This window comes from Deinococcus radiotolerans, assembly GCF_014647435.1.
Taxonomy (GTDB): domain Bacteria; phylum Deinococcota; class Deinococci; order Deinococcales; family Deinococcaceae; genus Deinococcus; species Deinococcus radiotolerans.
The window spans coordinates 29,375-46,731 of record NZ_BMPE01000006.1; the positions used below are offsets into that span (position 1 = coordinate 29,375).

The following is a 17,357-nucleotide window of genomic DNA, read 5'->3' on the forward strand; positions in this document are numbered from 1 at the left end:
CTGTGGCCCGCGCGCGTGTGTGGCGCCCGCCGCCATCCGGGGCGGGTGGTCAGGCGACGTCCAGTGGCGCGTCCGCGAGTTCGGATTCGATCAGGTCCACGAACACGGACACCAGGGCCGGATCGAACTGACGGCCCGTCTGCGCCCTCAGTTCCGCCAGGGCCGCCCCGGCCGTCCAGGCGGGCTTGTAGGGCCTTTCGCTGGTCAGGGCGTCGTACACGTCGCACAGCGCGAACACGCGGCCTTCCTCGCTGATCGCCTCGCCCCTGGTGCCGTGCGGGTAACCGCGCCCGTCCCAGCGTTCATGGTGATCGCGGATCACGTGCAGGGCCTGCGGGGGCAGGAAACTCAGGGCCAGCGCAAACCGCAGCCCCTCCCTCACATGCTCCTGCATCTCGAGCCGCTCCGCATCATCCAGCGTCCCGCGTTTCAGCAGGATGCTGTCCGGCACGGCAATCTTGCCGATGTCGTGTAGGTAGGCGCCCCAGCGCAGGGTGTGGAGCCGCTCCTCGGGCCAGTTCAGGCGCCGCGCGACCCGTTCGGCCAGCGCGGTCACGCGGTCGGTGTGGCCCTGCGTCTCACGGTCCCGGGTTTCCAGGGCCAGCCCCAGGGCGCGCAGCGCCGCCTCGCGCGCCTCACGGGCCTGCTGTTCGGCCGTGAGGCGGCCCGCCAGCGTGGCCAGGGTGGCGCTCACGCTGCCGAACAGGGTCTGCTCATCCGGCTGCCACAGGTGCGGCGTGAACGTATGCATCAGGAAGGCGCCGATCAGCTCCCCGGTCGGTGAGAGCACCGGGGCCGCGGCGAGGCTCACGACGCCCAGCTCTGGAAAACCGGCCGTGATGCCGGATGCGGCCGTGTCCGCGAAGAACAGGGGAGCCGGGCTGAGCCGCAGGGCCTCCAGCAGGGGCGTGCCGCTCGGCAGGCCGTGCGTGGCAATCGCCTGCATGGCCGGCGTGTCCGGCAGTTCCCCGGCCGCGGCCTGCACGCGGAAGGTCAGGTCCTGCGCTTCCAGGTGAAAGTACGCGCTGCCCACGGCGGCGGTGTCCGTGATCAGCGCCTCGAGGGTCGGCACGATGCCGCTGGAGAGATCCTGAGCGCGCAGGGCCAGCTGCGCCAGGTGAACAATCCGCCCGGCCAGCCCATGATCAGAGCCGGTCCTAGAGGCGCCGGGGGTTCCCAAGCCGGATTGCGTCATGCCCTGCACGCTGCGCCGCCCGCTGTCACAGGATCACCACAGCTGACCGGGCGAGAAGGGGCCAGCCGAGGGTCCGCCGGTCAGCCCCGCCCAGTTTCTGGCCCAGGGCCTGACACCGGTTCCGGAGGCTGCGTCCGCACTCAGCGCACGTTCAGTGAGGGTCGGCCTACCCAGCAGGGGCAAGTCTGGGCAAGGGGAGGGGGCCCCTCCGGGTGCGCGGCGAGCTGGCTTACAGGAACCTGACCGCCGCGCCGTTCACCGTCCATTCAGGCAACTTACACGTCCTCGTCGCCGTCGCGCATGTAGGTCACGATGCTGCGGCAGTGCGTGAAGCCCGCGCGGGCGTACAGGGCGCGGGCGGGTTTCATGTGGTCGTGCGCGCGCACACGCAGGGTCCGCACCTCGGGGTGCGTGTCGGCCTCGGCGGCGGCCAGGGCCAGCAGTTTCAGGCCGTAGCCCTGTCCGCGTTCCGCCGGATGCACGGCGACGTACGTGACGTCCGCGCGGGCGTCCTCGGGGCAGAATTCCAGTTCAGCGAAACCCAGCGGCTGGTCCCCGCGCAGCAGGGCCACGAGCCGCACGTCGTCCCGCGCGAAATGCTCGTCGAACTGCTCGGGCGTCCAGTTCAGGCGGCCCGCCCAGGCGTCCTCGCTGGACTTGAACAGCTCGCGGTACGCGCCCAGCGGCAGCTTCCGCGCGATGCGCGTACCGGCTGGTGCGCAGGCCTGCTCGGTCAGGCGGGCCAGGGGCGCGCTGTAGAAATCCGTGGTGTGCATGGGCGCGAAGCCCGAGGCTTCCAGCGCGGCGCGGACCGGCAGGTTGTCCCGCGCCGCGAACGCGTACACGGGCAGACCGTCACTGTGAGACAGCGCGCGCCGCAGCAGTGGGCGCAGGTGCCCGCCGTCACTGATGGGCCCTTCCAGGACCATGCCGTCCCGGAAGGGCGAGAGGGCGCAGTACGCCAGCACGCCCTCGTCCTCCACGTCCACGAGGCAGAGGTTGTCCTCGCATTCGGACTGCAGTTCGCGCGGGTCGCGGGCGTCCGGGGAGAACACCTCACGTTCGGGAGAGTCATCCATCCAGGTGAGCAGGGCGAGCACGTCGGGAACATCGGTGGCCAGCATGGGGCGGATCATGAGGTGACCTCCAGGCAGGAAAGGCGATGCAGGCAGAAGACGGGTGCTGACCCTCAGCCTAGTGACGCGCCCGCCGCCCTGTCTGCCCCGCCCGTCACGCCGCGCGCCGCCCGCCCCGTGCTATGCTGCGCGCATGCCCTGAACAGGGTACGCCGCCTGCCTCCCCACAGACACGAAGCCGTGTTTGAGGGGCCTTTTCTTTTTTGAGAGGAGCGGCCCAGCAGCGCCGCAGCAGTCCCGGCCCGACCGGAGGTGCACCGCCGTGACGAAACAGTCCAGCAAACCGGGCCCGACGCCCCCACCCCGCCGCGCCCGCCCCCACGCCGATACTCCGCGCGCCGACCACACCCTGCAGGCCAGCGCGGACCTGCTCGCCCTGCGCGCGCAGCTGTCCCGCGCCGAGAAAGCCGCCCGCCGCGCCCCCGCGCCCACGCCCGCCCGCACGCGCCCGCAGGCGCCCCTGAAACCGCAGCGTCAGGCGGAACTCAGCGGCGTCAGCACCGACGACTTCAGCCTCGCGCAGGCGCACGCCCGGCTGCGGGACGCTGTCTATGACGGCCACTACCACCTGTGCCCCCACGCGATCGGCCACGCCCGCGCCGAGGGCTTCCTGGAACACGACGTGCTGAACGTCCTGCTGACCGGCCGCGTGCGCGCCGTATACACCCAGGAGCGCCGCTGGCTGGTCTGCGGTTACTTCGAGGCGTGCGGCGTGGCGCTGCCCCTGCACGTGGTGGCCGAGCCGCACCGGGACGGGCACGTGGATATCGTGACGGCGTTCGTGCCCAAGCACCCGCACCACATCATCAGCCGCGCCCGGCTGGCCGTCATGCTCCGCTACGACGACGAGCAGGTTCGCGCCCGCACCGCCCACGCCGGCAGCCGCGTCGGCCACCGCAGCAAGGGACGCTGGAAAAAGAGCGCCTGACCCGGCGCTGCCCGGCGGCCCCAGTCCTGAGCCCGCGCCGGGCCAGGACGGGTCTCCCCGGTCCCTGCCCGCTCCGGCCTCTGAGGGGCCAGAGGGACGCTCTACACTGGCGGGCATGACCCCACCCGACAGTGCCCTGCAGGTGATCGGCGGGGCCGCCGTGCTGCTGCTCGCGTGGCTCCTGCGGCCCCTGGTCCGCGCCGGGCTGGACCGCGCCAGGGCGCGCCGCACGCCGCCCCCCGAACCCCGTGACTCGGACGACGAGTGGAAGCTCCGCGAAGCGTCCCACCGCCGGGACGTGCTGAGGCCCGGACTGCTGCACGCGGCCTTCGACCGCGAGAGCGTCAGCCTGGGAGACGACAGCGAATGGCACTGGCGCCTGCTGATGTTCGAGGAGAACCTGCCGCTGTCGGCGGCGCTGGGACCCGCGATCTTCAAGGTGCTGGCGTCCGTGCCGGACGGGCAGGCCACCTGGCTGATCGAACTGCGGGAGGACGTCCGCGCGCCTCAGCGCTCCAGCGCGGGTGAACTGGAACGCCCGGGCCTCGTGAGGATCACGCCCCTGGCGGTGGTGGCGCAGCAGTGGACCGCACCTCACCTGCTGCACGCGGACATGTCGGTGTCGCGCCTGATGGGCGCCACGCTGCACGCCCGGTACTTGGGCCGGCAGGACCCGGATGGGGTGGCCGGGGCGCCTCACCCCATCCGGGAAGAGGAGTCCGGCACGAGCGCCGGGTATGACGAGTCGCAGGTGGGCGCGAACGACCGCGTGATGATCCGCGTGCGCGCCCCCCGGCCGGGCGCTGCGGTTTAGCTCCGGCCCAGCGCGACCCGCAGGCCCCGCAGCTCGTAGCCCTTGACGACCTCGTTGAAGGTCACGCGGGGCTCGGCGACCAGACGCAGGTCCTGCCAGATCAGCAGGCGGCGCAGGAACGTGTCGGTCTCCTTGATCGCCAGGAACGCGCCCGGGCAGCGGTGGTGGCCGTCCCCGAAGGCCATGACCGGGGCCTGCACGCCGCGCGGCAGGGGCCGGGCCGGGCACACGGACGCGGCCTGCTCGCCCGCCACGGCGGGGTCAGTGTTCGCGTCCGCGAGGTTCAGGGCCAGCAGCGTGCCCTGCGGGATGGTCTGGCCGTCCACGGTCAGGTCCGCCTGCGCGCGGCGGTACAGGGTAGACACGACCGGTTCCAGGCGCAGGATCTCGTGCAGGATGTCCAGGCGTTCCTTCTCCGTGCCGTGCACGTACGCGGCGCGCAGCTCCGGCTGGCGCAGCAGGTGCCACGTGGCGACCGTGATGAACTCGCGCGTGGTGACCATGCCCGCCGTGCCGTAGGTCAGGCACTCGGTCAGGATCTCCAGGTCGCTGTACTTCCGGTCCAGCAGGTGGCTGATCAGGTCGTCCCGACGTTGTGTGCGGCGCGCCTGAATGGCGGGCTTGACGTCCAGCAGGTAGAAGGCCAACAGGTGCCGCTGATCGAGAATGCTGCGCAAGCGGCCCTTCTCGGGGTTCATGCCGGGCTCGCTGTTCCCGTCGTGTTCCACGAAGGTCATGACGCGGCGTTCCAGGCCCGGCACGCGGCTGCTCGTGAGGCCCACGACCTGCGAGGCGACCTGAACGGCCAGCGTGAGACTCAGGTCATCGATGTTCGCCTCGCCGCGCGCCGCGAGCCGCCCGATCAGCCGGTCGGCCAGGGCCGCGATCATGGGTTGGTACGTGGCGACCGCGGCGGGCGTGAAGTACCGGGCGGTGTCGCGGCGCATCTCGTGGTGCTCCTCGCCCTCCGTGAACAGCACGGGGCGGCGCTTGAGGATCCCGGCGTCGTTCACGGTTTCGGCGTTGAAGCCCGCCTGCGTGACGGCCTCGCTGCGCAGCACGTCCCGCGCGCCCTGGAAGGAACGCACCTGCACGACGCCGCGCGCGTCGGCCTGCGGGGCCTCGCCGGGCCGGTCCGGGTGATCGGGGCGGCGGGTCAGGGCGTCGCCCCCGAAGGGGCAGCGGGCGGCGGGGGTGGATTCAGGAACAGTCATGCGGTGGCCTCCGGGGTGGGGTCGGGAATGGTCAGGGCTTCCAGGCCGGCCGTGACGGCGTTCAGGTGCGGGCCCAGGCGGTTCAGGGCGGGTTGCGTGGCGCGCTGGAGGGTCTGCATGGCGGCGTGCCACAGCTGCTGCCCGGCGGGGGTGACGTGCAGGGCGCGGCGGCGGGCGTCGCCGGGCTGCGGTTCGTGCGTGAGCGCCCCGGCGTCCTGAAGCTGACGCAGAGCGCGGGCCACCTCGTAGCGGGGCAGGTCCAGGCTGCGGGCGAGGTCGCTGGGCGTGAGGGGTCCCGCCTGGACGTGGCTGAGGATCAGGAAGGCGCGCAGGTTCAGGCCGTGCTCGCGTTCCAGCGCGGCCTGAACCTGTCCGCTGAGGCCCTGCCACGCCGTCCAGTACGCCGCCAGGAACCGCAGCGGCTGGCGCGTCAGGTCCAGACCGTGTGGATCAGGTGACATGATTGCATTCTGCAACAATCTGGGCCCGGGCAGCTGAGGGGCCGGTGAAGAGCGGCAGTCCCTGGTGACGCAGAGGCTGGGTGTCCACCCCACCTCGGGTCTCCTCGACCACGCGGCTCGGCCCAAACAGAAGGGGTGGACGCCGCCACGTCCACCCAGGAAGTCAGAACGGAAATGTCAGTGCTTGAAGTGCCGCGAACCCGTGAACACCATGCTGATGCCCAGCTCATTGCAAGCGGCGATCACCTCGGGGTCGCGCTTGGCGCCGCCGGGTTGCAGGATCGCCGTGACGCCCACACTGGCCGCGAGACGCACCACGTCATCGAAGGGGAAGAACGCCTCGGACGCCAGGACGGAGCCCTGCGCCTTGTCGCCCGCGTTCGCTACCGCGCGCTCGGCAGCCCAGATGCGACTCACGGCGCCCGCGCCCAGGCCTACGGTCACGCCGTCCTTGGCAAGGACGACGGCATTGCTGCGGGCGTGCTTCACGGTCGCCCACGCGAAACGCAGGTCCAGCCACTCCTGCTCGGTCGGTTCGCGCTTCGTCACGACCTCTGGGCACAGGTCATCCCAGGGCCGCGCGTCGCGTTCCTGCACGGCAAAGCCGCCGGTCAGGGGCCGCACGTCCAGCACACTCACGCCCTGTGCAGGCGCGGCGACCAGCACCCGCAGGTCCGGTTTCTTCTCCGCGAACCACGCGGCAGCCTCCGGGGTGACCTCGGGCGCGATCAGCACTTCCAGGAAGGTGCCGCGCGTCGCCTGCGCCGCCTCCAGCGTCACGGGCTGGCTGACGGCCACCACGCCGCCAAATACGCTCAGGGTGTCCGCGTCCCGGGCGCGTTCCCATGCCACCCTCACGTCCGCCGCGACCGCCACGCCGCAGGGGTTGGCGTGCTTGACCGCCACGCACACGGCGGCGTGCTCGGGCAGCGCGGCCTCCTGCGCCGCGAGTTCCTGGCACAGCGCCCACGCGGCGTCCGCGTCCGCGTAGTTGTTGAAGCTCATGGGTTTGCCCGCCACGACCTGCGCGTCGATGACGGGACCGGTGGCGCTGCCCAGACGGTAGATGGCGCCGGGCTGATGGGGATTCTCGCCGTACCGGACCTGCGCGGCGCGCGTCAGGTTCAGCGTCAGCGTCTCGGGCAGCGCGGTGGGCAGTTCGTCGCTGGCCCCGGTCAGGTACGCGGTGATCGCGGCGTCGTACTCGCTGGTATGCCGGTACGCCTTCGCGGCCAGTCGGCGGCGCTCGGCGTCACTCACCTCATCCTGCAACGCCACGCTGTAGTCCGCAGGGTCCACCAGCACCAGCACGCCCGCGTGGTTCTTCGCCGCCGAGCGGATCATGGCCGGCCCGCCAATGTCGATGTTCTCTATCACGTCCGCGTCCGGCGCGCCGCGCGCCACCGTCTCCCGGAACGGGTAGAGGTTCACGCACACCAGATCAATCGTGCCGATCCCGTGCCCCTCCAGCTGCCCCAGATGCCCGGGCTCACGGACCGCGAGGATGCCGCCGTGCACCGCCGGATGCAGCGTCTTCACGCGCCCGTCCAGCATCTCGGGGAAGCCCGTCACGTCACTGACCTGCCGCGCGGCAATTCCAGCCTGCATGATGCTCTGATACGTCCCGCCGGTGCTGAGGATCTCCCAGCCGCGCGCCTCGAGCTGCCGCGCGAACTCCACGACGCCCGTCTTGTCACTTACGGAGATAAGGGCCCGCCTGCGGGCGCCGGTCTGGGTGCTGCTCTGTGTCCCACTCTGCGTCACTGTGACCTCCGAGGACCCCACCAGCTAGGCGGGGATCGACCCAGGCGCGCGATCAGGAAAAGTCCGTGTCGGGGGCTTCCCCGTGGTGTGTCCACGTTCAGCGCCAGTCGCCCCCCGGCCCAGCGGGCAGTCTACCCTCACGCGGCGCGCCCCGCCGCCCCCACCCTGGTCAGCAGTGCCGGACGGCCCGGCCCGGGGCTGTCGCCGGCGGTGCCCCCGGCCCCTTCTGGGAATGACGGATATGAGCGGCGTCAGGCCCCGCCACTGCCTACAGTGAAGGCAGGAGGTCCAGATGCCTCAACCTGCCCACGCCCTTCCCGCCCTTCTGGACACCGACGCGCAGCCGTTCGCCCGCACGGGCTTTCTGCCGGCGCGCGCGCCCGTCCTGCACCTGCCCGGCTCCTTCCAGGCGCTGCTGGACCTGATCCCCGAGCTGGCCGGCGCCTACGGGGGCGGCGGCGTGCGCCCCCTGATCCGGGAGGCCGCGCAGGCCTGGCCCGCCGACCTGACCCGGGCCAGCCGGGACCTGAGTGGCGATCAGCGCGACGCGCTGCTGTCCGCCGCCGCGGTCCTCATGCACCTGTACCGCTGGGACGCGGTGCCCGTCCACCCGGACCGTTTCCATGAGGTGCCGGACTTCCCGCCCGCCCTGAACCGACTGTTCCGTACCCTCAGCGCCGCGCGCGGCCTACCCCCCTGCGGCAACCTGTACACCCTGAAGTACCTGAACTGGCGCAGCCCGGACGTGACCCCCGGTGAGCCCTACGACGCGGGCATGCTGCGGGCCGGGAACGTCCAGATGGCCCGGGTCTTCCAGGCGGGCTTGGCCGGCGAGCAGCTGGACCTGTGGATTCAGACCTTCGTGCTGGCCGAAGCGCGCGGCCAGGCGGTCCTGCACGCGGGCCTGGCCGCCCTGCGCGCCGCGCACGAGCAGGACCGTCCTGCGCTGGAAGCCGCCCTGTTGGCGCTGCGAGACGCGGTCCGCGCGGTGGCGCGCGAGGTGAACGTGTTCACCCGCTTCCACGTGATCCGCACGGACCTGTGGCGCGTGTACACGCAGCCCACCTTCGGCTGGGGCCTCACGGAACGCGGGCCGGTGCTGGAAGGCGCCAGCGGCCTGCAACTGGGCGCCACGCAGTTCGCGGACCTCGCGCTCGGGGTGCCCCTGCACGGCCCGCTGGGGCGCGCGCTGCGGCACTCCCGCGCGTACCTCCCGCCCGAACAGCGCGCCTTCCTGCGGGCCTGGGAGCCCCACCGGTACGCGGTGCGCCGCGCCGTCCTGGCATGGGGAGACACTCGGGCGCGGGACCTGTTCGACGCGTGCGTGCAGGACCTGGCACGCTGGCGGGTCAGTCACCGCGAGCGCGGCTCGGCCTACCTGCGCGGGGACGGCCAGGAGCACGTGATGGCGTCTACCGGCACGCAGTTTGCTGCCGGAACGCCGCACGATCACGCGTTCCGGCAGCTGATGGACTCCCGCATTGAGGACACCCGGGCGCAGCGGACCAAACCGGAGCCGCCTTGAGGTTCAGCCGTTCAGTTGCTGTTGCCGCTCCCGTCGGGGGAGGGCCCAGTCAGTTCAGCCTGCGCGGGGGCAGACGTGGACGCCTCCTGGCCCAGCAGGTTGCGGAGCTCCTCGATCACGGCGCGTTCCCGGTCGTTCACCTGCTCGCCGCCGATCCCCAGGAAGCCCCCCTCCTTCGCGGCGCTGGCGGTCCGTTCCGCCACGCTGAGCAGCATGGCGCGGTACGCGGCGGCGTCCTCCGGGCTGGCCTTCGCGGACACCAGCCACGCGGCCTGCCGCACGCCCTCCAGGCTCTGCGCGCGGGCCTCGTCCATGTTCCGCGCGCGGTCCTGGTGGGGCATGGCCTGCGGGTCGGGCGCGGTGCCCAGCAGGTCGGCCGCCATGGCTTCGAGCAGGGGCGTGCGCGACTGCGCGCTGACGCTCTCGCGGACCGCCTGCCCGATCGCCTGGGCTTCTGCCACCAGGCCGGTCAGGCCGCTGGGGCTGGCCGCGACGACCGCCGCGCCCGCCCGGCCGGGGCCGGTCATGACCTTGAACCACTCGTCTGCCGTGAAGTTGTCCTTGATCGACATGCGTTCAGGGTAAGGGCCGGGGCAGGGCGGCGCGTTCGCGGTTCATTCACGCTCGCGCGGGGGCAGGTCGCTCAGATCGAACCGCACGCGCTCGGTGTCCTCGCGGACGCTGACCGGGTCGGCGTCCAGGCCGTGTGAGCCGAACATGCCGCCGGCCGCTCCGCTGGCGCCCAGCGGGTCACGGCTGCGTTCGTCCGGGGGAACCAGCGGCTTCATGCGCAGGGCGAGCACGATCAGGACGATGGGCAGCACGATGAACATCAGGAACGCGGTCATGCATCCTCCGGCGCGTCCCGGTCAATCCGGGAGGCGTGGCTCCATGCTGACACGTGCCGGCCCGGTCGGCTGTCAGACCGGGCCGCTGTCCGCACAGGCGCCTGCGCGGGCGGCCTCAGGCGTCGCCTGGGGGCAGCTGCCAGTCCACGCGCGCTGCCCAGTGTTCCGCCCCGGCGGTGATCAGGTCCATGGCGGGGTCCTTCACGGCGTAGTAGGCGTCCACGTCGTGTGGGTGCAGGCGGGCCAGCTGGACTTTCACCTCGCCGTACGCGGCGGCGGCGGCCGGGCTGGCGCGCAGGTAGTCGCGCATCAGGAGCGGGTAGCGGTGGTTGAAGCGCCCTGCCTCCCGGATGTGCACGTGCACCTGCTGGGCGCGGCGGGCGTACGCCTTACGCAGCTCGGGGGGGGAGAGGCGCAGGCCGGGTGGGTGGTGGTCGTGCGTGACCGAGGGCCGCGGCTCGTAGTTCAGGGCCGCCAGAACGGCCAGGACGCCCGGCGCGGCGCTCAGGTCTGGCAGGCCAATCTGGATGTCGATCACGTCCTTGGCGCTCAGGCCGGGCACCGCCGTTGACCCGATGTGATGCAGGGTGACCCCCGGCAGGGCCGCGCGCAGCGGGGCGGCCAGCGCCTGAAACCGCGTCGCCCATTCGGGTCTGGACGGCACGATGACAAGCTGCTTCGCCTGATTTTCGCCGGTCATGGCGCGCAGACTAGCGCGCGGGCTGACGGGCCGGGTGACGCACAAGGGGCGCGGGCCGCGCGGCTTGACCGGCGCGGCCCGCTGGTGGGGGCGGGGCTCAGCAGGGGGAGGGTTGGGGCAGGGCGGGCGCAGGGGCGTCGAGATGCGTCTTGGCCCAGCCGTCGATGGCGTCAATGACGCTCTGGAGTTCCAGTCCGGCGGGCGTGAGGCTGTAGACGCTGCGGGCGAGTTTGCCGTGACTGTCCTCGGTGCGCTTGTTGATCAGCGAGAGCGTCTCGAGTTGCTCGAGGCGCTGCGTGAGGGTGGCGCTGTTGCAGCCGCCGACGGCGCGGGCCAGTTCGTTGAATCCCTTTTCGCCGTTCAGCAGGGCGCGGACGATGTGCAGCACCCATTTCTCCTGCAACACCCCGATGGCCCGGTAGACCGGGCAGAAACCAGTGTGTTCAGTGCTCATGACCAGAGTCTACACGGCATGACTGACCAGATCATGACGAAAGACACACCGCTTGACTTTTCAAAGTAGTGGGGCTAACCTTGCGACATGACCGCGACGACCCCCAAAGTACTGGATATCAAGGAAGCCATCGAAACCCGCCGCAGCATCCGCAAGTACGTCCAGGAACCCATGAACCAGGACGACCTGCACGAGATCCTGCGCCTCGCCAGCCTGGCCCCCAGCGCCTGGAACGCCCAGACGTGGCGCTTCGCCGTCGTGCAGGACGCCGCCATCAAGCAGCAGATCCAGGACGCCGCCTACGGCCAGGGTCAGGTCACCAACGCCCCCGCCGTCATCGTCGTCTACAGCGACATGGAAGACACCCTGGCCACCGTTGAAGAAACCGCGCACCCCGGCATGGGCGAAGCGGGCCGCACCGGCCAGCGCAACACCTTCGACGGCGTCTTCGGCGCCCAGCCCGTCGCGCAGCGCGGCCAGTGGGGCCTGAGCCAGGCAAACATCGCCTTCGGCTTCCTGATGCTCGCCGCCCGCGGCCTCGGCTACGACACCGTGCCCATGCTCGGCTTCGACCCCGCCAAGGTCAAGGAGATCCTCGGCCTGCCCGAGCACGTCCAGTTCGCCGGCCTGCTCCCCGTCGGCAAGCGCGCCGAAGACGGTTTCCCCCACCACCGCCACAGCGTCGAGCGCATCACCAAGTTCTACTGAACCCGCTCATACCCCCGGTGCCGGGCCCGCGCTCGCGGGCGCACCACCAGACCGCCCCCCCCGGGGGCGGTTTTCTGCTGCCCTGGCCCGGCTGGTCCCAACCACTCCCGCCCCGGGCTGATGCCAGGCAGACACGCCGCGCATTACACTGAGCAGCGCATGAAAAACAATCTCCTCCTGATCGGCGCGGCGCTGACCCTCAGCAGCTGCTCCATGATCCTGGGCCCCTCCACCACCGACGTCACCGTGATCGGCGTGAACGACTTCCACGGGAACCTGCTGCCCACCAGCTTCCGCGTGCCCGACCCCGCCGACCTCACCAAGACCCTGACCGTCCAGGCCGGCGGCGTCGAAGCCATCGGCGGCGTCCTCGCCGACGCCCGCAAGGCCAACCCCAACACCGTCTTCGTGGGCGTGGGCGACATGACCGGCGCCAGCCCCCTGATCAGCGCCCTGCTGCGCGACGAACCCACCATCGCCGCCCTGAACGGCCTGGGCATGGCCGTGAACGTCGTCGGGAACCACGAATTCGACAATGGCATCTCCGAACTCATGCGCTACCAGAAAGGCGGCTGCGACAGCAACGCCCCCGAACGCGCCTGCAAATTCAACAACACCTTCGAAGGCGCCAAGTACCAGTACATCGCCGCGAACGTCGTGGACGAGAAGACCGGTAAACCCGTCTTCCCCGCCTACAAGATCGTGCAGGTCGGCAAGGCCAGGATCGCCTTCGTCGGCGCCGTCCTGAAAGACACCCCCACCGTCGTCACGCCCAGCGGCGTCGCCGGCCTGAAATTCACGGACGAGATCGCCAGCGTCAACGCCGTCCTGCCCGAAATCAAGCGCCAGCGCCCCGACGCGATCATCGCCCTGATCCACCAGGGCGGCGCCAGCAAGGACAGCTTCGACATCGTGGACTGCAAGACCCTCACCGGCGACATCGTCAAGATCGCCGAGGGCCTCGACGCGGGCATCGGCGCGATCATGACCGGCCACACCCACAGGGGCTACAACTGCCAGGTGCCCGACCCCACCGGCAAACCCCGCACCGTCATCCAGGGCGACTCCTACGGGCACCTGCTGCAGCGCCTCGACCTGCAGGTCGACACCCGCCTGCACAAACTCCTGAGCGTCAAGGCCAGCAACGTCGTCGTGGACGCCGCCAAACAGGCCAAAGACCCCGCCATGACCACCATCGTCACCCAGGCCAAGGGCCTCACCGACACCCTCAGCAAACAGGTCGTCGCGACCCTGGGCACCGAGCAGATCACCCGCACCGTGAACGCCGCCGGTGAAAGCCAGCTGGGCGACGTCATCGCCGACAGCCAGCTCGCCGCCGCCGCGCCCGCCGACAAGGGCGGCGCCGTGATCGCCTTCATGAACCCCGGCGGCATCCGCGCCGACCTGCCCGTCAACGTCCCCAACGCCAGCAAGCAGGTCACGTACGGCGACGTGTTCACCGTGCAGCCCTTCGGGAACGTCATGATGGTCGTCACCCTGACCGGCGCGCAGATCAAGGCCGCCCTCGAACAGCAGTTCGACAACCCCGCCGCCGGTCAGAACCGCATCCTGCAGGTCAGCCGGGGCTTCACGTACACCTGGGACAACGCCAAACCCAAGGGCGAGAAGGTCAGCGACGTTAAACTGAACGGCCAGCCCATCGACCCGGGTGCCAAGTACCGCGTGACCATGAACAACTTCCTCGCGGACGGCGGCGACGGCTTCACCGTGTTCGCGCAGGGCACCGACCGCCTGGGCGGCGCCGTGGACCTGGACGCCTTCCAGAACTACCTCAAGTCCACCACCGTCACCCCCGAGCCCGCCACCCGCATCACCCGCCTGAACTGATTTCAAACAGGGGAGGGGCCGCGTCCGCGCGGCCTCTTTCTCGTGCCCGCAAGCTCACGCCTCCTGCACCCCGCCGCCTCCGACGCGCCACTCGCGCGTGGCGACCCGTTCCACCAGCCGCCGGTCGTGACTGGCCAGCAGCACGGTCCCCGTGAAGTCCAGCAGCAGCGCCTCCAGCGCCTCGATGGCCCGCACGTCCAGGTGGTTGGTGGGCTCGTCGAGCAGCAGCACCTGTGAGCGCGTGACCCGCAGCCGCGCGAGACTCAGGCGCGTCCGCTGCCCCCCAGACAGGCCCGAGAGGGGGAAAGCTGGGCCGCCCGGCACCTCCAGCGCCGCCGCGACCTCGTGCAACTGGTGCGGCGTCAGCAGCGGATTGGCGTCCAGCAGCGCGTCGCCCACCGTGTCCAGCCCGAGCAGCTCCTCACCGTGCTGCCCGATCAGGCTGACGGTCAGGCCCGCGCCCCACGTCACCGACCCCGCGCGCGGCAGTTGCCCTAACAGGGCGCGCAGCAGCGTACTCTTGCCGCCCCCGTTCGGGCCGGTCAGGGCCACCCGGTCCCCGCGGCGCACGTGCAGGTTCACGCCGGACAGCACCACCTCCGACTCCCGAACCACGCTCAGGTCGCGCACGGTCAGCACCTCCAGCGGTCCCGGCGGAACCGGCGGCAGCGTCAGCCGCAGCGTCCGCGCGTCCCGGAACGGCTTGTCCGGCGCCTGCGTGTCCATCCGCTCAATCTGCCGCTCCATGGCCCGCGCGCGGTTCGAGAACAGCACCTGCGCCCGCCCCGCCTTGTGCGTCGACAGGAACTTGTCGTTGTCCCGCGCCCGCGAGCGGTTCTCCTCGACGCTGCCCTTGCTGTTCAGGCGGCGGCGCTCCTCGTCCAGCGCGGCGCGCTTGCGGCGGTACGCCTCGAAATCCCGGGCCTGCGCCTCGCGCAGCGTCGCCTTGAGGGCCATCGCCGCAGAGTAATTCCCGGCGTACACGCTCAGCGTGCCGCGCTCCAACTCGGCCACGCCGGTCGCCACCTCGTCCAGAAACGCCCGGTCGTGACTCGCCAGCACGAACGCCGCACCCGACGCGCGAATCCACTCCGTGAGCCACGCCGCGCCCTCTGCATCCAGGTGATTCGTCGGCTCATCCAGCAGGTACACGTCCGCCGGGGCCAGCAGCAGCGCCGCCAGCAGCACCCGCCGCGCCTGCCCCCCGGACAGCCGATCCGCCCGCGCCCCAGCGTCCAGACCCAGCCCGGCCAGCGCCGCCGCCGCGCGCCCCGCGAACTCATAGCCACCCGAGAGCCGGTACGCTTCCTCGGCGTCCGCGAAGGCCAGCAGCGCCGCCTCCGACCCATCCGAGAGCGCCGCCGAGGCCAGGTCAAACGCTACCTGCGCCTCAGCCAGCGCCGGGGGCGTCACGGCCTCCAACACCGACCCGCCCAGTGACCCCGCCTGCGCCAGCAGCGCCACGCGGCCCGAGCGGGTCACCACGCCCGCATCCGGCGCGTCCAGCCCCGCCAGCACGCGCAGCAGCGTGCTCTTGCCACTGCCATTCTCCCCGACCAGCGCCAGCCGCTCCCCGGCTCCCACGGTCAGCTCCACATCCGAAAACACCACACGGTCCGCGAACGACCGCGCGACCCCACTCAACATCAGCATCAGTTGATCCCCCTGACGGGACAGGCCACCCCACACGCGGCGGGCAGCAACTAGAAACACGGCAGTCAGGGGTTACAGACGCAAGACAGGGAGGTCCTTTGAGTGAACGGAGGGTCAGAGCAGCCGGGCCACCCCGGCAGTCAAGGCAGAACCTAACACGAGGCGGCGGAAGCAAGCATGCGCCGAGTGGCGTATAGGCCCCACCAGGGTCGAACCCCCGCCTCCGCCCCCGCCACGTCGTGCTTTCAGCAGGCGCGAACCGCTGGATCAATGCCGTCCCAGGCCCATCTCATGCCCGCCTGAAAAGCATCACCCGGTCCGCCACGGCCAGTGCGTCGCCAGCCGCACGGTATGGCCGGAGGGACGGTGGGTGGGGATCAACTTCTGACCGTCAGGGCGCTGCCTCAAGAAAAAGCCGGCGCTTTCGCCCCGGCGTCTGTTCTCAGGGTCTGTCTCCCTGCTATTCCCGTCTGCGCAGCGCCAGTGCCGCCAGGAAGATGGCGGTGTTCACGAGGACGATGGTCGCGCCGGGGGCGGTGTCCTGGTAGTAGCTGAGGTACAGGCCGGTGACGCCGCCGACGGTGCCCAGCGCGGCGGCGAGGAGCATCATCTTCCTGAGGCTGCGGGCCAGCAGGCGTGCGGCTGCGCTGGACGTGATGAGCAGGCTGACGCTGAGGGTCGTGCCGACGAGTTGCACGGTCAGCACGACGACGAGGCCGATCAGGATCAGCAGCAGGCTTTCGAGGCGGCGCACGGGGAGGCCGACGGCGCGGGCCTCGGTCGGGTCGAAGGACGCCAGGAGGAGTTCCTTCTGGACGGCCGTGAGGATGCCGCCGACGACTACCGTGACGGCCAGTGCGCCCCAGAGGTCAGCGGGGGTGACGCCGAGGGGGTTGCCGATCAGGAAGTTGCTGAGGTCGGTGGTGAAGGTCGGGGCGCGCGACAGCATGACGATGCCCAGCGCGAACATGCCGACGAACACGATGCCGATGGCGCTGTCCTGCTTGAGGCCGCTGCGCCGCCCGATGGCGCCGATGCCCAGCGCGGTGAGGACGGCGGCGATGAGCGCGCCGACGAGCAGGTTGCCTTTCATGAGGAACGCGCCGACGATGCCGGGGAACACGGCGTGGCTCATGGCGTCCCCGATGTAGCTGAGGCCGCGCAGCACCACCCACGCGCCGACGAGGGCGCACAGGACGCTGACGAGCACCACGGCGAGCAGCGCGCGGGTGAAGAAGTCGAATTGCAGGGGGTCGGTCAGCAGGTGCACGGGAAGCCTCGGGCGGGGTGGGGAAGGGGACGGATGGTCATGGCTGCTCAGGCTTCGGCGTGCGTATGCCCCAGGAAGCTGGTGCTGAACGTCGCCTCGATGTTCTGGGTGGTGTACACCTGCTCGGGCGTGCCGTCCGCGACCACGCGGCGGTTGACGAGCACGAGGTGGTCGCACCAGCGCCGCGCCTGTTCGAGGTCGTGCGTGACCATCACGACGGCGCGGCCCTTGTCGGCCTGCCGCCGCAGGAGGGCCATCAGGGTTTCCTGCGTGGCGGCGTCCACGCCGGTCAGGGGTTCATCCAGCAGCAGCAGGTGGCCCTGGCGGGCCAGCATGCGGGCCAGCAGCACCCGCTGCCGCTGCCCGCCGGACAGCGCCCCAATGTGGCGCCCCCGCAGGTCGAACACGCCGGTTTCCTTCAGGGCGTCCTCCACGATCTGCCTATCTTTCCGGCCCGGCCAGCGCAGCCAGCCCAGGCGACCCGTGCGGCCCATCATGGCGACGTCCCAGACGGTCACGGGGAAGCCCCAGTCGAGCGTCTGCTGCTGCGGCACGTAGCTGATGCAGCCGCGCGCGGTGTGCCCCGGGTCAAAGCGCACGGCGCCTTCGGGGTCGGGCAGCAGGCCCACCAGGGTTTTCAGGAGGGTGCTCTTGCCCGCGCCGTTCGGGCCGATGATCGCGCTGAACGATCCCGCCTCGAAGCGCACGCTGGCACGCTCCAGCGCCGTCTGCGGGCCGTATTTGACTGTCAGGTTCTCGACGCCCAGCATCAGACCAGCATACCTCCCCGCGCGGTGATGTTGCGAGTGCAGAATCAAAAGGGGAGCGGATGGAGCCGT

The 17,357-nt window shown here is 71.0% G+C and carries 17 protein-coding genes and 1 riboswitch; of the genes, 5 read left to right on the forward strand and 12 right to left on the reverse strand.

The window, feature by feature from the left end; all coding sequences use genetic code 11:
* Positions 1-49 precede the first annotated feature (49 nt).
* Positions 50-1,195, reverse strand: coding sequence for an HD-GYP domain-containing protein (locus IEY63_RS11795; protein WP_189069218.1), 1,146 nt, complete (start codon positions 1,193-1,195; stop codon positions 50-52).
* A 275-nt stretch (positions 1,196-1,470) separates the two neighbouring features.
* Positions 1,471-2,331, reverse strand: coding sequence for a GNAT family N-acetyltransferase (locus IEY63_RS11800; RefSeq protein ID WP_189069219.1), 861 nt, complete (start codon positions 2,329-2,331; stop codon positions 1,471-1,473).
* A 349-nt stretch (positions 2,332-2,680) separates the two neighbouring features.
* Between IEY63_RS11800 and IEY63_RS11805 the strand changes: the two genes are divergently transcribed.
* Together IEY63_RS11805 and IEY63_RS11810 are read left to right on the forward strand one after the other, a co-directional pair.
* Entirely contained in the window at positions 2,681-3,259 is a 579-nt protein-coding gene (locus IEY63_RS11805; RefSeq protein WP_189069352.1) for a DUF4258 domain-containing protein, read from the forward strand.
* Between the two features lie 115 nt (positions 3,260-3,374).
* Positions 3,375-4,073 (forward strand): hypothetical protein, encoded by a 699-nt coding sequence (locus IEY63_RS11810; RefSeq protein ID WP_189069220.1) that lies wholly within the window; start codon positions 3,375-3,377, stop codon positions 4,071-4,073.
* On the opposite strand, the gene IEY63_RS11815 is transcribed toward IEY63_RS11810, so the two are convergent.
* From IEY63_RS11815 to purH, 3 genes are all read right to left on the reverse strand, one after another.
* Positions 4,070-5,287 carry a cytochrome P450 gene (locus IEY63_RS11815; protein ID WP_189069221.1) on the reverse strand — a complete coding sequence of 406 codons (1,218 nt, stop codon included), beginning with the start codon at positions 5,285-5,287 and terminating at the stop codon, positions 4,070-4,072. The two genes, IEY63_RS11810 and IEY63_RS11815, sit on opposite strands and share 4 nt — an antisense overlap.
* Complete coding sequence (locus tag IEY63_RS11820) at positions 5,284-5,748, reverse strand: MarR family winged helix-turn-helix transcriptional regulator (RefSeq protein WP_189069222.1); 465 nt, start codon at positions 5,746-5,748, stop codon at positions 5,284-5,286. Before IEY63_RS11820 ends, IEY63_RS11815 begins: the two co-directional genes overlap by 4 nt.
* A gap of 177 nt (positions 5,749-5,925) precedes the next feature.
* Positions 5,926-7,512, reverse strand: a complete 1,587-nt coding sequence (gene purH / locus IEY63_RS11825; RefSeq protein ID WP_189069223.1) for a bifunctional phosphoribosylaminoimidazolecarboxamide formyltransferase/IMP cyclohydrolase — start codon at positions 7,510-7,512, stop codon at positions 5,926-5,928.
* Positions 7,513-7,543: 31 nt separating this feature from the next.
* A riboswitch (ZMP/ZTP riboswitch) is annotated at positions 7,544-7,633 on the reverse strand.
* 171 nt (positions 7,634-7,804) lie between these two features.
* Here purH and IEY63_RS11830 point away from each other — a divergent pair.
* Positions 7,805-9,037, forward strand: coding sequence for a PrnB family protein (locus IEY63_RS11830; RefSeq protein WP_189069224.1), 1,233 nt, complete (start codon positions 7,805-7,807; stop codon positions 9,035-9,037).
* Positions 9,038-9,048: 11 nt separating this feature from the next.
* On the opposite strand, the gene IEY63_RS11835 is transcribed toward IEY63_RS11830, so the two are convergent.
* The 4 genes from IEY63_RS11835 to IEY63_RS11850 form a co-directional block, all read right to left on the reverse strand.
* Positions 9,049-9,609: a hypothetical protein gene (locus tag IEY63_RS11835; RefSeq protein ID WP_189069225.1), complete on the reverse strand. Its 561-nt coding sequence runs from the start codon at positions 9,607-9,609 to the stop codon at positions 9,049-9,051.
* A 42-nt stretch (positions 9,610-9,651) separates the two neighbouring features.
* Positions 9,652-9,885 (reverse strand): hypothetical protein, encoded by a 234-nt coding sequence (locus tag IEY63_RS11840; RefSeq protein ID WP_189069226.1) that lies wholly within the window; start codon positions 9,883-9,885, stop codon positions 9,652-9,654.
* 115 nt (positions 9,886-10,000) lie between these two features.
* Positions 10,001-10,585 carry a GrpB family protein gene (locus tag IEY63_RS11845; protein WP_189069227.1) on the reverse strand — a complete coding sequence of 195 codons (585 nt, stop codon included), beginning with the start codon at positions 10,583-10,585 and terminating at the stop codon, positions 10,001-10,003.
* A 97-nt stretch (positions 10,586-10,682) separates the two neighbouring features.
* Complete coding sequence (locus tag IEY63_RS11850; protein ID WP_189069228.1) at positions 10,683-11,039, reverse strand: winged helix-turn-helix transcriptional regulator; 357 nt, start codon at positions 11,037-11,039, stop codon at positions 10,683-10,685.
* An 87-nt stretch (positions 11,040-11,126) separates the two neighbouring features.
* Here IEY63_RS11850 and IEY63_RS11855 point away from each other — a divergent pair, with 87 nt between their 5' ends.
* Together IEY63_RS11855 and IEY63_RS11860 are read left to right on the forward strand one after the other, a co-directional pair.
* Positions 11,127-11,747, forward strand: coding sequence for a nitroreductase family protein (locus tag IEY63_RS11855; RefSeq protein WP_189069229.1), 621 nt, complete (start codon positions 11,127-11,129; stop codon positions 11,745-11,747).
* A gap of 159 nt (positions 11,748-11,906) precedes the next feature.
* Positions 11,907-13,595, forward strand: coding sequence for a bifunctional metallophosphatase/5'-nucleotidase (locus IEY63_RS11860; protein ID WP_189069230.1), 1,689 nt, complete (start codon positions 11,907-11,909; stop codon positions 13,593-13,595).
* A 54-nt stretch (positions 13,596-13,649) separates the two neighbouring features.
* Here IEY63_RS11860 and IEY63_RS11865 read toward each other — a convergent pair whose 3' ends face one another.
* From IEY63_RS11865 to mntA, 3 genes are all read right to left on the reverse strand, one after another.
* Positions 13,650-15,308 carry an ABC-F family ATP-binding cassette domain-containing protein gene (locus IEY63_RS11865; protein ID WP_229784675.1) on the reverse strand — a complete coding sequence of 553 codons (1,659 nt, stop codon included), beginning with the start codon at positions 15,306-15,308 and terminating at the stop codon, positions 13,650-13,652.
* A gap of 400 nt (positions 15,309-15,708) precedes the next feature.
* Positions 15,709-16,518, reverse strand: coding sequence for a manganese ABC transporter permease MntB (gene mntB, locus IEY63_RS11870; protein ID WP_189069231.1), 810 nt, complete (start codon positions 16,516-16,518; stop codon positions 15,709-15,711).
* A 47-nt stretch (positions 16,519-16,565) separates the two neighbouring features.
* Complete coding sequence (gene mntA / locus IEY63_RS11875; RefSeq protein WP_062158725.1) at positions 16,566-17,288, reverse strand: manganese ABC transporter ATP-binding protein MntA; 723 nt, start codon at positions 17,286-17,288, stop codon at positions 16,566-16,568.
* Between the last annotated feature and the right edge of the window lie 69 nt (positions 17,289-17,357).